This window comes from Pseudomonas sp. AN-1, from assembly GCF_034057115.1.
Taxonomy (GTDB): domain Bacteria; phylum Pseudomonadota; class Gammaproteobacteria; order Pseudomonadales; family Pseudomonadaceae; genus Geopseudomonas.
The window spans coordinates 4,206,336-4,221,215 of record NZ_CP139195.1; the positions used below are offsets into that span (position 1 = coordinate 4,206,336).

Below are 14,880 nucleotides of genomic sequence, written 5' to 3' on the forward strand. Positions count from 1 at the left end.
TCTGCGAGGATTCATTCCCTGAGCGTCTTTTGCAGTGCAGCATCGGCGGGCTTGATAGTCAAGAATTTTCTCGGTGGCGGTGCGCGTCCGGATGCGTTTCGGTCGACGGGTGGCGGGCGGCGGGCTTGAATTCGCCTGACGCGGGCGCCATCTCGTGTCACATTGGGCTGTCCCGCCCGTTCCGGAAAACCGATTCGATGCGCCTACTGCTGTCCGCCTTCATCCTCTTCCCACTGCTCGAGCTGGCCGTGCTGATCGCGGTCGGCAGCCACATCGGCGTGCTGGCCACCCTGCTGCTGGTGGTCGCCAGCGCCCTGGCCGGTGGCTTCCTGCTGCGCATCGCCGGACCGGCCACCGCCTGGCGCGCCCGAGCCCGCCTGCTCGCCGGCGAGGCGCCGGAGCAGGAGATGCTCGACGGCCTGCTGCTGGCCCTCGGCGGCTTCCTGCTGCTGCTGCCCGGCTTGATCAGCGACGTTCTCGGCATCCTCTGCCTGCTGCCGTTCACCCGCCACGCGCTGCGCCAGCGTCTGCTGCGCAGCGCCGCCCGCCGTCGCCCGCAGGCCGGCCAGGCGGAGCACGAGCCAGCCCAGTCGCGCCCGCAGGTCATCGAGGGCGAGTGGCAGCGCCACGACGACTGAAATTTTTTTTGTCCTGCCCCTTGAAATGCCCTGGCCGGCCCTCATCTAGCGGTCAGCGCAGGATTGCCGAGCAATCACCGCCCAGACTTTCGCGACGTGCCCCGCGCGTCGCTCCCGGCAACGCCGGAATCTACCAACCCGCCGGTGAACTTCACCGGCAGCTGGAAACAACCTGTTAGGAGAGATCGACAATGAAGCTTCGTCCTCTGCATGACCGCGTCGTGATTCGTCGCAGCGAAGAAGAAACCAAGACCGCAGGCGGCATCGTCCTGCCGGGTTCCGCTGCCGAGAAACCGAATCGCGGTGAAGTCGTCGCTGTCGGCGCCGGTCGCGTTCTGGACAACGGCGAAGTGCGCCCGCTGGCCGTCAAGGTCGGCGACAAGGTGGTGTTCGGCCCGTACTCGGGCAGCAACACCGTCAAAGTCGACGGCGAAGACCTGCTGGTGATGGGCGAGAACGAAATCCTCGCCGTCCTGGAAGACTGATTTCCCGCCGCTTTTCGCGCATTTCCTGAATTCCATCCGAGGTTTAGAAGAACATGGCTGCTAAAGAAGTCAAATTCGGCGATTCCGCTCGCAAGAAGATGCTGGTCGGCGTGAACATCCTGGCCGACGCCGTCAAGGCCACCCTCGGCCCGAAAGGCCGCAACGTGGTGCTGGACAAGAGCTTCGGCGCTCCGCTGATCACCAAGGACGGCGTGTCCGTGGCCAAGGAAATCGAGCTGAAGGACAAGTTCGAGAACATGGGCGCCCAACTGGTCAAGGACGTGGCCTCCAAGGCCAACGACCAGGCCGGTGACGGCACCACCACCGCCACCGTGCTGGCCCAGGCCATCGTCAACGAGGGCCTGAAGGCCGTCGCCGCCGGCATGAACCCGATGGACCTGAAGCGCGGCATCGACAAGGCGACCATCGCCATCGTCGCCCAGCTGAAGGACCTGGCCAAGCCGTGCACCGACACCAAGGCCATCGCCCAGGTCGGCACCATCTCCGCCAACTCCGACGAGTCCATCGGCAACATCATCGCCGAAGCCATGGACAAGGTCGGCAAGGAAGGCGTGATCACCGTCGAGGAAGGCTCGGGCCTGGAGAACGAGCTGTCGGTCGTCGAAGGCATGCAGTTCGACCGCGGCTACCTGTCGCCGTACTTCGTCAACAAGCCGGACACCATGTCCGCCGAGCTGGAAAACCCGCTGCTGCTGCTGGTCGACAAGAAGATCTCCAACATCCGCGAAATGCTGCCGGTGCTGGAAGCCGTCGCCAAGGCCGGCCGTCCGCTGCTGATCGTCGCCGAGGACGTCGAGGGCGAAGCCCTGGCCACCCTGGTGGTCAACAACATGCGCGGCATCGTCAAGGTCGCCGCCGTCAAGGCTCCGGGCTTCGGCGATCGCCGCAAGGCCATGCTGCAGGACATCGCCATCCTGACCGGCGGCACCGTGATCTCCGAGGAAGTCGGCCTGTCGCTGGAAGGCGCCGGTCTGGAGCACCTGGGCAACGCCAAGCGCGTGGTCCTGAACAAGGAAAACACCACCATCATCGACGGTGCCGGCGCCCAGGCCGACATCGAAGCCCGCGTGGCGCAGATCCGCAAGCAGGTCGAGGAAACCACCTCCGACTACGACCGCGAGAAGCTGCAAGAGCGCCTGGCCAAGCTGGCCGGCGGTGTTGCCGTGATCAAGGTCGGCGCTGCCACCGAAGTCGAGATGAAGGAGAAGAAGGCCCGCGTCGAAGACGCCCTGCACGCCACCCGCGCTGCCGTGGAAGAAGGCGTGGTGCCTGGCGGCGGCGTCGCCCTGGTGCGTTCCCTGCAGGCCATCGAAGGCCTGAAGGGCGACAACGAAGACCAGAACGTCGGCATCGCCCTGCTGCGTCGTGCCGTCGAGGCGCCGCTGCGCCAGATCGTCGCCAACGCCGGCGACGAGCCGAGCGTGGTGGTCGACAAGGTCAAGCAGGGTAGCGGCAACTTCGGCTACAACGCCGCCACCGGCGTGTACGGCGACATGATCGAGATGGGTATCCTCGATCCGGCCAAGGTCACCCGTACTGCCCTGCAGTCGGCTGCCTCCATCGCCGGCCTGATGGTCACCACCGAAGCCATGGTCGCCGACATTCCGGAAGACAAGGCCGCTCCGGCCATGCCGGACATGGGCGGCATGGGTGGCATGGGCGGCATGATGTAAGCCGACCGGCCTTCCGCCTGTAACGAAAACCCCGCGCCTCTGGCGCGGGGTTTTTTATTGCCCGTCAGTCAGCGGCGAGGCGCCGCCTCGAGCGCGATCGCCGGCTGCAGCGCCGCTGCGGGACGGTAGAGCAGCAGGCGATAGCAGCCCAGGCAGATCATCCAGTCGAACAGCGCGGTCCACAGGTTGTGCGACAGGAAGTGTGCGCCCTGCATGACCCGGCCGACGGAGAACAGCGAACCCAGGCCCAAGGCGAACAGCAGGGCGGCGCGGGCCAGGCGTGGCCGGCGGTCGCGCAGGACGAAGTACAGGGCGAACAGGGTGAAGCCGCTGCTGGCGTGGCCGCCCGGCCAGCAGCGGCCGGGGCTGTCGACCACCGGGGCGCGCTCGGCGAGCAGCGGCGTGTAGGTTTCCGCGCCGCCGTAGCGGGTCAGATCCCAGGGGCAATGCACGCCGGTGAGGGTCTTCACCGGGCTGACGATGGCGGTGGACAGCGCCATGGCCAGCACCACATAGCCGAGCGGCCGCCGCCAGGCGGCCCACGGCCGGTGCAGCCAGCTGGCCAGCAGGCCGGCGATGGCCAGCACGCCGATGAGGATCACCCCCTGCTTGGCGCGGTCGTGGAGGACGTTCTCCAGCCAGTAGCTGTGCTTGCCGGCGAAGCCGACGCCCGGCTGGTAGAACAGGTCGGAGATGGCGAAGTCGAGCCGGGTCGGCTCGACCAGCAGGAGCAGGGCGATCAGCGTCGCGGGCAGGACGAGGGCCAGCCCGATGCGCAGCGGGCGCGAGGCGCCCGGAGTCGAGTGGTTCATCGGCGCGCGCTCTCGGTGTGCTGTCCCAGGCCGAACTCCGCCGGCGGCAACTGGCCGTTCCAGGTCAGCAGGCCATGGCGGAAAGCGTAGCTGGCGGCCTGGTAGTAGGCGATGTCGCGCTCGATCAGCGGATCGTCGAGCGCGGCTGCGCTTTCACGGCTGGCGCCGAGCGCATCGTCGTGGCGGCGCATCTGCTTCGGCGGGCTGAGGATCGCCAGGTCGGTACCGTCGAACAGGCCGAGGTGCTGGTAGTTGCCGACCAGCACGCGCGGCGGGTTGCTGGCCGGCACGCGCAGGTCGCGGCCGAAGAAGGTCGACTGGTAGTCCAGGCCGAGCAGGCCGAGCAGGGTCGGCGCCAGATCGACCTGGCTGGCCAACTGGCCGTCCTCGCGCGGCTGGATCCACTTGGGCGCGTGGATGAACAGCGGGATGTGGTAGTTGGCCACCGGCAGGTCTTCCTTGCCGGCGCTGCCGGCGCAGTGGTCGGCGACGAAGACGAACAGCGTGTCGTCGAACCAGGGTTTCTGCCGCGCCTTGGCGAGGAAGTCGCCGATGGCCCAGTCGGTGTATTTCACCGCCCCCTCGCGGCCGTCGCCGGAAGTGATGTCGATGCGCCCGTCCGGATAGGTATAGGGGCGGTGGTTGGAGGTGGTCATCAGCTGCAGCAGGAACGGCTTGCCGGCGGCATGGTCGGCGTCGGCGATCTTCATCGCCTGGGCGTAGAGATCCTCGTCGGCCATGCCCCAGGCGTTGGCGAAGTGGATCTCGCTGTCGGGCACGCTGCTCTGGTCGACGATGCGGTAGCCGTTGCCGCCGAAAAAGGCGTTCATGTTGTCGAAGTAGCCGCGTCCGCCGTAGACGAACACGCTGTCGTAGCCGTGGGCCTTGAGCTGCTGGCCGAGGCTGGCGTAGCCGCTCTCGCGACCGATGCGCTTGACGATGGAGCGCCCCGGGGTCGGCGGCACCGACAGGGTGATGGCTTCCAGGCCGCGGTCGGTGCGGGTGCCGGTGGCGTAGAAGTTGCTGAAGGTCAGGCTGTCCTTGCGCAGGGCGTCGAGATTGGGGGTCAGGCCGCGGCTGTCGCCGAAGCTGCCGAGGTACCTGGCCGACAGGCTCTCGATGGTGACCAGCACTACGTTGAGCCGGGCCGGCGGGCCGGGGTTGTCGATCTGCCGGCGGATATTCAGCGGTTCGCCGGCGTGGAAGCGGGCGTTGGGCGCCTGCAGCTCCTCGCGCAGGATGCTGGCTACCTTGTCCATGCCCAGGGTCGGGTAGAACTGCGGGTAGTCCAGCTCGTTGTTGCGGAAGGCGGCGAAGAACTGGTACGGGCCGTTGCTCGCCAGTTCGCGCTGGTAGGCATTGCCGCCCAGGCCGCGCGGGGACTGCTGGTCGAGCAGCGCGAAACCCAGGCCGCTGCAGGCGACGAGCAGGACGAAGGCGGCCAGGCGGCGGGGCAATGGCGGCATTTCGGCGTCCAGCGCGCGGCGCAGGAACGGTCGCAGGGCGATGGTCAGGCCGATGGCGAGGACGGCGATGGCGCCGAGCAGGCGGAACACCGGATAGGACTCGAGGATGTTGTGCAGCACTTCCTCCGAGTACACCAGGTAGTCGACGGCGATGAAGTTGAAGCGCACACCGAACTCGTCCCAGAACAGCCATTCGGCCAGCGCGCCGAACAGCATGGCGAACAGGCTGACGGCGAACAGCGCCTGCAGCCACAGGCGGTGGCCGGGGCGGCGCCACAGGAATGGCGGGCACAGCAGCAGGTAGAGGGCCAGCGGCACGGCGGCGAAGGCGAGGAAGCCGAGGTCGTAGAGCAGGCCAGTGCCGAACAGCGCGGCGACCTGCAGCGGCGCCAGGGCGGCCTCGCTCCAGTGGCCGAGCAGCAGCGCGGCACGGGTCAGGGTGAACAGGGCCAGCCAGCAGGCCAGCAGCAGGAACAGGTAGCGCAGGGGCGCGGAGCGTAGGAGTTGTGGCATGACGGGGTCCGAAGCGGTTGAGCGCGCGCAGACTGCGCGCGCGGACGTCATGCCGACGTGAGCGGCGCATGAAAAATGTGTCAAAGCGAGCGGCGTGCGGTAACTTTCCGGCTCTTAAGATTTTCCTAACCCGCCCGTGCGATCCTGGCGGTAGAGGTGACTGCATGCGTATCCTGCTGGTCGAAGACAATCGCGACATCCTGGCCAACCTGGCCGACTATCTGGAACTCAAGGGCTACAGCGTCGACTGTGCGCAGGACGGCCTGTCGGGGCTGAACCTGGCCACCAGCGGGCACTACGACCTGCTGGTGCTCGACGTGATGCTGCCCGGCCTGGATGGCTACAGCCTGTGCCGGCGCCTGCGCGAGGAGGGCCGCAGCAGCGTGCCGGTGATCATGCTCACCGCCCGCGACCAGCTCGACGACCGTCTGCAGGGCTTCAAGGCCGGCGCCGACGACTACCTGGTCAAGCCGTTCGCCATGAGCGAGCTGGCCGCGCGCATCGAGGCGGTGCTGCGCCGCAGCCAGGGCGCGGCGCGCCGGCTGCTGCAGGTGGCCGATCTCAGCTACGACCTCGACACCCTCGAGGTGGCCCGCGCCGGCCGTCGCCTCAAGCTCAATCCGCTGGGCCTCAAGCTGCTCGCCCTGCTGATGCAGAGGAGCCCCCACGTGCTGCGCCGCGAGGCGCTGGAGGAAGCGCTGTGGGGCGACGACTGCCCGGACAGCGACAGCCTGCGCAGCCACATCCACCAGCTGCGCCAGGTGATCGACAAGCCTTTCCCGGCCCCGCTGCTGCACACCGTGCACGGTGTCGGCTACCGCCTGGCCGAGAGTGTCGATGCGCTTTAAGCCCAGCCTGGCGCAGCGCATCGTCATCGCCTTCGCGCTGATGAGCCTGCTGGTGGCCGGCACCTTCGCCGTGGGCACCGTGGCCACCATCCACGTGGTCGAGGAGCGCCTGCTGTCTGCCCAGCTGGGGCGCGACCTCGACCGTCTGCTGAAGATGGAGACCATGGACGAGTGGCGCGCGCAGCCGCGCCCGGACCAGCAGTTCCACTTCACCGGCGGCGTCGAGGAGTTCGCCCTGCCGGTAGATGTCGCCGCGCTGGGCGAGGGGTTCCACGAGGTCTTCCGCGGCGAGCAGGCCTGGCACGCCATGGTGCGTCAGGTGGACGGCCGCCGCTATGTGCTGCTGCAGGACCAGAGCGACTTCGAGCGGCGCGAGCAACTGATCTACGTGGTGGTGGTGGTGGGCTTCCTGTCCAGCGTGCTGCTGGCCATGGGACTCGGCTGGTTGCTGGCGCGGCGGGTGATGGCGCCGGTGAGCCGCCTGGCGCGCCAGGTGCGTCATCGCGACCAGTTGCTGGCGCTGGCGCCGCCGCTGGCGCCCGACTACGCGCCCGACGAGGTCGGCCAGTTGGCGGCGGCCTTCGATGGCACCCTCAGCCAGCTGCGTCAGGCGCTCAGCCGCGAGCAGCTGTTCACCAGCGACGTCAGCCACGAACTGCGCACTCCGCTGATGGTGCTGGCCGGCGCCTGCGAGCTGCTGCTGGAGAGTCCGGCGCTGGACGAGCGGGGGCGTCGTCAGGTGCAGCGCATCGCCCGGGCCACGGCCGAGATGCGCGAGCTGGTGCAGACCTTCCTGCAACTGGCCCGCGCGCAGTCCGCCCAGGGCGGCGGCGCACCGCGGGCGAGCCTGCGCGAGGTGGCCGACGAACTGGTGGCGCAGTGGCGCGAGCCGATCGAGGCCAAGGGCCTGCAGCTCGACTATCGGCCGGGCCCGGAGGCGCCGGCCGGCCACCCCTACAACGCGCCGCTGCTGCGCGCGGTACTGGGCAACCTGCTGCGCAACGCCTGGCACTACACCGACAGCGGGCGGATCTGCCTGAGCCTGTCGGCCCGTGGCTTCAGCGTCGATGACAGCGGCGCCGGAATACCCGAGGAGATGCGCGCGTCGGTGTTCGAGCCTTTCGTGCGCGGCGACCGCGAGCGTGGCGATGGTCTCGGCCTCGGCCTGTCGCTGGTGCAGCGGATCTGCGCCCAGGAGGGCTGGCGGATCGCCCTGCTGCCGGTCGAGCCCCATGGCTGTCGCTTCGAGGTGGACCTGGATCATGGCGCTTGACGTTTTCTTCACATACTGTTCACCCGCCCTTGATGGCTCGGACCTTAGGGTCACGCGCCATCTTTCCTGTGGATCTCCGCGTATGGAACGACCTCGTCCGGCCGAGCCCGAGCAACTGGCGCACTCGCGCGATCACTCCTGCGCGGCAGGGCAGGGGGGCGCCCTGCGCCGGCGACTGCTGCTCTGGCGCGAGGCGCAGCTGCTGCGCCGGGCGCTGAAACTGGCCGGCGAGCCGAACCTGCTCCTCGACCTGTCGCCCGAGGCTGGCCGCTGCTGGCCGCTGCTGGCCGAGCATGACAACCGGGTCATCCTCGCCGCCGGACCTTCGCAGCAGCGCCTCGATGCCGTGCTGGCCGCCCAGCCTGCCGGGCTGGCGGAGCGAGTCAGGGTCTTCCAGGGGACCGCGGCGGCTCTGCTGCTGCCGGACAACGCGGTCGACTGCATTCTCGTCATCGGCCTGCTGCCGTGCGGCGCCGAGGCGCTGCAACTCCGCCAGCAGTTGCGCGAGCTGCGTCGCGTCACCCGCGACACCCTGATCCTGTCGCTGCCGGCCGGGCGTTTCCCCGCCGGCAAGGCCATCGAGGGCGAGTTGGTGCAGGCCGGCTTTGATATTCTTGGGCGTTATGGCCTTTTGCCAGGTTATTCCACTTCGTGGATATACGTGGTGCGCAAGGAAGACTAATTAGAACATGAGCGGAGTGCTCGCGCGGCCAGTGCCCCCGGCTCTCCTGCTTGCCGATCGACGACCCGAGGGTCGCAGTTTCCGTTACGGTGTGAGACATCCATGAAAGTCACGGTTTTCGGTACGGGGTATGTGGGACTGACCCAGGCGGTATGCCTGGCGGAAGTGGGGCACTCGGTCTGCTGCGTGGATATCGACACGGCGCGCATCGAGCGTCTCAACGCCGGGCAGTCGCCGATCTACGAACCCGGACTGGCCTCGCTGATCACCAAGAACCTGGCCGCCGGCCGCCTGCAGTTCACCGTCGACGCCGAGCGGGCCGTGCGCTTCGCCCGGCTGATCTTCATCGCCGTCGGCACCCCGCCGCTGGCGGACGGCAGCGCCGACCTGCGCCAGGTGTTCGCGGTGGTCGACAGCATCGCCGCGCACAGCGAGCAGGCCAAGCTGATCGTCAACAAGTCCACCTCGCCGGTGGGCACCGTCGACCGCATCGCCGCGCACCTGCGCGAGGCCGCGGCGGGCAAGCCGTGGGCCGATGACTTCCGGGTCGCCTCCAATCCCGAGTTCCTCAAGGAAGGCTGCGCGGTGGACGACTGCATGCGTCCGGAACGGATCATCATCGGCACCGACAGCCCCGAGCTGGTCGCCGTGCTGCGCGAGCTGTACCAGCCGTTCAGCCGCAACCACGAGAAGATCATGGTCATGGACGCGCGCAGCGCCGAGCTGACCAAGTACGCCGCCAACTGCATGCTGGCGACCAAGATCTCCTTCATCAACGAGATCGCCAACCTGGCCGAACGCCTGGGCGCCGACATCGAGATGGTGCGCCGCGGCATCGGCTCGGACTCGCGCATCGGCTACGACTTCATCTACGCCGGCTGCGGCTTCGGCGGCTCGTGCTTCCCCAAGGACATCCAGGCCCTGCAGCAGATCGCCCAGGGCCTGGGTTACCAGCCGCGCCTGCTGCAGGCGGTGGAGGCGGTCAACGCCGCGCAGAAGCAGCGGCTGTTCGAGAAGGTCAGCGCCCACTACGGCGGCAACCTGCGCGGCAGGACCTTCGCCCTGTGGGGCCTGGCGTTCAAGCCCAACACCGACGACATGCGCGATGCCCCCAGCCGCGAGCTGCTCGCCGCGCTGTGGCAGGCCGGCGCGCGGGTACAGGCCTTCGATCCCGAGGCGATGGACGAGGCGCGGCGCCTGTTCGGCGCGCGTGACGACCTGCGGCTGACCGCCAGCAAGGAGGAAGCGCTGGAGGGCGCCGATGCGCTGCTGATCGTCACCGAGTGGCAGGACTTCCGCGTGCTGGACGAGGAACTGGTCAAGGCCAAGCTCGCCGACCGGGTGATCTTCGACGGCCGCAACCTGTTCGAGCCGGCCACCCTGGCGGCTGCCGGCATCACCTACTACGGCATCGGCCGCGGCTGCAGCGTCGAGGGGGCGGCATGAAGTTCCTGGTCACCGGAGCCGCCGGGTTCATCGGCTTCCATGTCGCCCGCCGGCTGTGCGCCGAAGGCCACGAAGTGGTCGGCATCGACAATCTCAACGACTACTACAGCGTGGCGCTCAAGGAAGCGCGCCTCGCCCGCCTGGCGGAGCTGCCCGGCTTCAGCTTCCAGCGGCTGGACATCGTCGACAAGGCGGGGCTGCTGGCGCTGTTCGAGGCACAGCGCTTCCAGCGCGTCATCCACCTGGCGGCGCAGGCCGGGGTGCGCTATTCGGTGGACCATCCGGAGGTCTACGTCGAGTCCAACCTGAGCGGCTACCTGAACATCCTCGAGGCCTGCCGGCATTTTCCGGTCGAGCACCTGCTCTACGCCTCGAGCAGTTCGGTGTACGGCCTCAACGACAAGCTGCCGTTCGCCACCCGGGATCCGGTGGAGCAGCCGGCCTCGCTGTATGCCGCCAGCAAGCGCGCCAACGAGCTGATGGCCTTCACCTACGCGCACCTGTACGGCGTGCGCGCCACCGGCCTGCGCTTCTTCACCGTCTACGGCCCCTGGGGCCGCCCGGACATGGCGCTGTTCAAGTTCACCGACGCCATCCTCCATGGTCGGCCCATCGACATCTACAACGACGGGCAGATGTCGCGCGACTTCACCTACATCGACGACATCGTCGAGGGCATCCTGCGCCTGCAGGCCCTGCCGCCGGCCGGCGCGGTGCCGAGCAAGGTGTACAACATCGGCCGCGGCGAGCCGGTGCGCCTGCTCGACTTCGTCGAGTGTCTCGAGGCCGCCCTCGGCGTCGAGGCGCAGAAGAACTTCCTGCCCCTGCAGCCCGGCGACGTGCTGCGCACCTGGGCGGATGTCGACGAGCTGGCCGAACTGATCGACTTCCGTCCGGCAACCACGCTGCAGAGCGGCGTGAGCCACTTCGTCAACTGGTATCGGGATTACTACGCGGTATAACAATGACCCAACAGACCATTTCCAACCCGGCCGGCACCGCCGCGTCCGGCGACATCTACGTTTCCGTGGTGATCCCGGCCAAGAACGAGGCCGACAACCTGCCGAGCCTGCTCGGCGAGGTGCGCGCCGCGCTGGCCGACGAAGCCTACGAGGTGATCGTGGTGGACGACGGCAGCACCGACAGCACCGCCGCCGCCCTGCGCGCGCTCAAGCGCGAGGGCTTCGACCAGCTGCGCATCCTCAGCCACACCCACTCGCTGGGGCAGAGCACCTCGATCTACCACGCCGCCCAGGTCGCCCGTGGCCAGTGGCTGGCCACCCTCGACGGCGACGGGCAGAACGATCCGGCCGACCTGCCCGGCATGCTGGCGCTGGTGCGCGGCACCGAGGGGCATGCCGATGCGGTCAAGCTGGTCGCCGGCCACCGCGTCAACCGCCGCGACACCGCCAGCAAGCGCTGGGCCTCGCGCTTCGCCAACCGCCTGCGCAGCCGCCTGCTGCGCGACGAGACGCCGGACACCGGCTGCGGCATCAAGGTGATCGAGCGCGCCGCCTTCCTGCAGCTGCCCTATTTCGACCACATGCACCGCTTCATCCCGGCGCTGATCAAGCGCCACAACGGGCGGATGATCGTCCATCCGGTCAATCACCGTCCGCGCGGCGCCGGCGTCTCCAAGTACGGCAACCTGGATCGCGCGCTGGTCGGCATCCTCGACCTGTTCGGCGTGTGGTGGCTGATCCGGCGCACCCGCCTGGATCTGGCGGCGCACGAGGTCGAGGGCTGACATGGGGCGTGAGACTCTCTGGCTGGTGGTCGGCTTCGCCGGCCAACTGGCCTTCACCGGCCGCTTCGCCCTGCAGTGGCTGTACAGCGAGTACAAGAAGCGCAGCATCATTCCGGTCGGTTTCTGGTACCTGAGCATCGTCGGCAGCGCGCTGCTGCTGGCCTATGCCATCTACCGCGAGGACCCGGTGTTCATCCTCGGCCAGTCGTTCGGCTTCGTCGTCTACCTGCGCAACCTGCAACTGATCGCGCGGCACAAGGACAAGGAAAAGGGGGACTGAGCCGATGCGTCTGCCGATCTCGCCGCGGCGCGCCCCGCTGTGGCTGCTGGCCCTGGCGCTGCTCATGCTCGGCGCCGGTCTGGGCCTGCGCCAGCCGCTCAATGTCGACGAGGAGCGCTTCCTCGGCGTCGCCATGGAGATGCTGCAGAGCGGTTCCTGGTTCATCCCGCACCGCGCCGCGGAAATCTATCCGGACAAGCCGCCGCTGTTCATGTGGGCGGTGGCGCTGTTCGTCCGGCTCACCGATGCGCCCATCCTGGCGCTGTTCCTGCCGGCGCTGCTGGCCGGCGCGGTGGCCACCTTGTGCCTGTACGACCTGGGGCGGCGGCTGTGGAATCCGCGCATCGGCGTGATCGCCGCGCTGCTGTTCCTCGCCACCTACCAGACCCACAGCATCCTGCGCGCCGGGCAGATCGACGGCTTCCTCTGCCTGTGGATCATCCTCGGCGTCTACGGCCTGCTCCGCCACCTGCTGCTGGGGCCGGCCTGGGGCTGGTTCTACCTGGGCTGCGCGGCGATGGGGTTCGGCATCATCAGCAAGGGCGTCGGCTTCCTGCCGATCCTGCTGCTGATCCCCTATTTCTACGCCGCGCGCCGGGGCTGGACGGGCGTGGTGGCGATGCCGGGACAGGGGCGGCGCTGGTGGCTGGGCCTGGCAGCAATGCTGGCGGCCATCGCGGTCTGGCTGCTGCCGCTGCTGGTGATGGTCGCGCTGCAGGGCAATGCCGAGAGCGTCGCCTATGTGCAGGAGATCCTCCTCAAGCAGACCGCCAAGCGCTACGCCGACGCCTGGCACCACCGCGAGCCGTTCTGGTACTTCTTCGCCGAGGTGATTCCCAAGTACTGGCTGCCGATGTTCCTCGCCCTGCCGTGGCTGGTGCCGGCCTGGCGCCGCCAACTGGCCAAGCGCGACGGCCGGGTGCTGGTGCTGCTCGGCTGGGTGGTGCTGGTCCTGCTGTTCTTCTCGCTGAGCAGCGGCAAGCGCAAGCTGTACATCTATCCGGCGCTGCCGGGGCTGGTCCTGCTGGTCGCCCCGCTGGTGCCCTGGCTGCTGCGCCGCTGGTTCGCCCGGCGGCCGCGTGGGCGTCAGGTCTTCGTCGGCCTCGCGCTGGTGTGGTTCGCCCTGTGGTTCGCCCGCGGCTGGATCGAGCCGCTCAAGGAGGGCGCCAATCCCCACGACGCGATCATGGCCCAGACGGCCGAGCTGAGCGGCGGCGCCGATCTGGTGCTGACCACCTGGCGCGAGGGCCACTGGCTGTATGCGCGCCAGCCGATCGTGCATTTCGGCTTCGCCCGGCCGGAGTCGGTGGATCGGGCGGCCGAGTGGCTGCGCGGCCATCCGCAGGCCTTCGCGCTGATTCCCTCCACGGAGCTGGCGCGCTGCTTCGATCCGGAGCAGGCCCGCCAGCTGGGCGAGACCTCGCGGGAAGTCTGGTACCTGGTGGGCGCCGCGGCGGACAACGGCCAGTGCCGGAGCTCGCAGCCGGCCAAGGCCTATCGCTTCGCCTGGCGCCGGCCGCTGCCATGACCGGCCGCCATTCGTCGCAGCTGATCCGGGAGGGGAATGGCCTCGACTACGGTTATCTGTGTATCTCCGGTGAGGATGTCAGGAGGTGACCAAGATGAAACCGTATGTGGTTCGCGGCCTTTTCCTGGTGGCGGCGTTCGGAGTGGTCGCGCAGGCCGCGGCCAGCTGGTGGAATCCGGGCGTGACAGTGATCCGCAGCAGCCAGCTGGCCCAGCAGCCGCTCGCCCACAGCATTCCGAGCGAGCGACAGCGGGCACGGAGCAGTACCGACCCGCAGGGGCTGCTGATGCTCTACCAGATCGTGCAGGGCATGCGCGGCTGAATCGGCCGGGCGGCCCGGGCTGGGCGGGGGGGCAACCCGCGCCCTGGCTCAGGCCAGGCGCAGGTGGTTGTCCCACAGCCCGGCCGGCAGCTGCAGCGCCTGCATGGCGATGTCCGCCTGGCGGCAGTCGTACAGGCGGCAGCGGCCCTGCCCTGAGCTGACCACGAATCCCTCGGCGCAGGCGGCGACGCCGGCGCAGTCGGGCAGCGGCGCATCCAGGCGCAGTTCGGCGCTGTCCAGATCCCAGATGAACACCCGGTTGCCGCGCGGCGCGGTGATCGCCAAGAGGCGCAGGCCGCTGTGGATCGCCACGCTGGCGGTGTACTGGTGCATCGCCAGGCGCTGCGCCTCGCCGAGCGGGAACGCCTGGAAGGCCTGGCCGGGACGCTTGATCGCCACCAGCGGCACGGCGTCGCCCGGGTCGCCCTCGTACTGCTGGCCGCTGACCACGGTGCCGTCGCTGGCCACCGCCAGGTGGCGCACGCTGTTCATCGACTCGGGCAGTTGCTCCTTGCTGAGCAGCGTGCCGTCGCGGCGCAGCAGCACCAGGCTCGGCTCCATGGCGTCGAGGTTCATCGCCGCGCGGCTGTCGGCCTCGGTGCGGATGCCGCCGTTGGCCACCACCAGGGTCTCGCCGTCGGGCAGCCACAGCAGCTGGTGCGGGCCGACGCCGTGGCTCGACAGTTCGCCGTGGCGCACCAGGCGCTGGCCGTCCAGACGCCAGACGCCGACCACCCCGCGCCCCGGCTCGCCGGTGTCGTTCTCGGTGCTGTACAGCCACTGTCCGCCGCGGTGGAACACCGCATGGCCCTGGAAGTGCCGGTCGGACGGCGTGCCCACGGTCTGCAGCAGACGGCCGTCGCGGGTGTCGATCAGGTAGCTGTCGCGGCTCGGCCGGCGGCCGACGAACAGCGCCAGCGGCAGCGCCGGGTGCGGCACCACGTCGTGGCAGCGCTCGCTGACCGGGGTGGCGAACTGGCGGCTGCCGTCGAGGCGGTAGCCGACCGCGTAGTGGCGACCGTCGGCGTCGTTGCGCGCCGACAGCAGCAGCGGCGCCTGGCCGGCGCCGCGGCCGAGGGTCCAGCCGCCGAGGGCGGAGGCGGCGAGCAGGGCGCCGCCGAGGCCGAGGAAGGTGCGCCTGTGCAT

Annotated in this window: 15 protein-coding genes; 12 read left to right on the top strand and 3 right to left on the bottom strand. The window is 68.9% G+C overall.

Annotated features, from left to right (window positions below; translation table 11 throughout):
• The first annotated feature begins 197 nt into the window (after positions 1 to 197).
• The 3 genes from SK095_RS19755 to groL all read left to right on the top strand — a co-directional run bounded on the left by SK095_RS19755 (position 198) and on the right by groL (position 2,817).
• The gene (locus tag SK095_RS19755) at positions 198 to 638 is read left to right on the top strand and encodes an FxsA family protein (protein ID WP_320547227.1); all 441 of its coding nucleotides are present in this window, start codon (positions 198 to 200) and stop codon (positions 636 to 638) included.
• Positions 639 to 829: 191 nt separating this feature from the next.
• Positions 830 to 1,123, top strand: coding sequence for a co-chaperone GroES (locus SK095_RS19760; protein WP_201485190.1), 294 nt, complete (start codon positions 830 to 832; stop codon positions 1,121 to 1,123).
• Positions 1,124 to 1,176: 53 nt separating this feature from the next.
• Positions 1,177 to 2,817 carry a chaperonin GroEL gene (gene groL, locus SK095_RS19765; RefSeq protein ID WP_136488192.1) on the top strand — a complete coding sequence of 547 codons (1,641 nt, stop codon included), beginning with the start codon at positions 1,177 to 1,179 and terminating at the stop codon, positions 2,815 to 2,817.
• 68 nt (positions 2,818 to 2,885) lie between these two features.
• Here the strand turns inward: groL and SK095_RS19770 are convergent, their stop codons facing one another.
• Positions 2,886 to 3,629 carry a phosphatase PAP2 family protein gene (locus SK095_RS19770; RefSeq protein ID WP_320547228.1) on the bottom strand — a complete coding sequence of 248 codons (744 nt, stop codon included), beginning with the start codon at positions 3,627 to 3,629 and terminating at the stop codon, positions 2,886 to 2,888.
• Positions 3,626 to 5,608 (bottom strand): LTA synthase family protein, encoded by a 1,983-nt coding sequence (locus SK095_RS19775; protein ID WP_320547229.1) that lies wholly within the window; start codon positions 5,606 to 5,608, stop codon positions 3,626 to 3,628. Before SK095_RS19775 ends, SK095_RS19770 begins: the two co-directional genes overlap by 4 nt.
• A 164-nt stretch (positions 5,609 to 5,772) precedes the next feature.
• Between SK095_RS19775 and SK095_RS19780 the strand changes: the two genes are divergently transcribed.
• From SK095_RS19780 to SK095_RS19820, 9 genes are all read left to right on the top strand, one after another.
• The gene (locus SK095_RS19780; RefSeq protein ID WP_320547230.1) at positions 5,773 to 6,456 is read left to right on the top strand and encodes a response regulator transcription factor; all 684 of its coding nucleotides are present in this window, start codon (positions 5,773 to 5,775) and stop codon (positions 6,454 to 6,456) included.
• Positions 6,446 to 7,729: a HAMP domain-containing sensor histidine kinase gene (locus SK095_RS19785; protein ID WP_320547231.1), complete on the top strand. Its 1,284-nt coding sequence runs from the start codon at positions 6,446 to 6,448 to the stop codon at positions 7,727 to 7,729. The genes SK095_RS19780 and SK095_RS19785 overlap by 11 nt, the downstream gene beginning before the upstream one ends.
• A gap of 82 nt (positions 7,730 to 7,811) precedes the next feature.
• Positions 7,812 to 8,411, top strand: a complete 600-nt coding sequence (locus SK095_RS19790; protein WP_320547232.1) for a class I SAM-dependent methyltransferase — start codon at positions 7,812 to 7,814, stop codon at positions 8,409 to 8,411.
• A 102-nt stretch (positions 8,412 to 8,513) separates the two neighbouring features.
• Positions 8,514 to 9,857 (top strand): UDP-glucose/GDP-mannose dehydrogenase family protein, encoded by a 1,344-nt coding sequence (locus tag SK095_RS19795; protein WP_320547233.1) that lies wholly within the window; start codon positions 8,514 to 8,516, stop codon positions 9,855 to 9,857.
• Positions 9,854 to 10,819 carry an NAD-dependent epimerase gene (locus SK095_RS19800; protein WP_136488185.1) on the top strand — a complete coding sequence of 322 codons (966 nt, stop codon included), beginning with the start codon at positions 9,854 to 9,856 and terminating at the stop codon, positions 10,817 to 10,819. Before SK095_RS19795 ends, SK095_RS19800 begins: the two co-directional genes overlap by 4 nt.
• A gap of 2 nt (positions 10,820 to 10,821) precedes the next feature.
• Positions 10,822 to 11,604 carry a glycosyltransferase family 2 protein gene (locus SK095_RS19805; RefSeq protein WP_136488184.1) on the top strand — a complete coding sequence of 261 codons (783 nt, stop codon included), beginning with the start codon at positions 10,822 to 10,824 and terminating at the stop codon, positions 11,602 to 11,604.
• 1 nt (position 11,605) lies between these two features.
• Positions 11,606 to 11,884 (top strand): lipid-A-disaccharide synthase N-terminal domain-containing protein, encoded by a 279-nt coding sequence (locus SK095_RS19810; protein ID WP_136488183.1) that lies wholly within the window; start codon positions 11,606 to 11,608, stop codon positions 11,882 to 11,884.
• Between the two features lie 4 nt (positions 11,885 to 11,888).
• Entirely contained in the window at positions 11,889 to 13,412 is a 1,524-nt protein-coding gene (locus SK095_RS19815) for an ArnT family glycosyltransferase (RefSeq protein ID WP_320547234.1), read from the top strand.
• 94 nt (positions 13,413 to 13,506) lie between these two features.
• Positions 13,507 to 13,734 carry a hypothetical protein gene (locus tag SK095_RS19820; protein WP_320547235.1) on the top strand — a complete coding sequence of 76 codons (228 nt, stop codon included), beginning with the start codon at positions 13,507 to 13,509 and terminating at the stop codon, positions 13,732 to 13,734.
• Positions 13,735 to 13,782: 48 nt separating this feature from the next.
• Here SK095_RS19820 and SK095_RS19825 read toward each other — a convergent pair whose 3' ends face one another.
• Complete coding sequence (locus SK095_RS19825) at positions 13,783 to 14,880, bottom strand: DUF1513 domain-containing protein (protein WP_320547236.1); 1,098 nt, start codon at positions 14,878 to 14,880, stop codon at positions 13,783 to 13,785.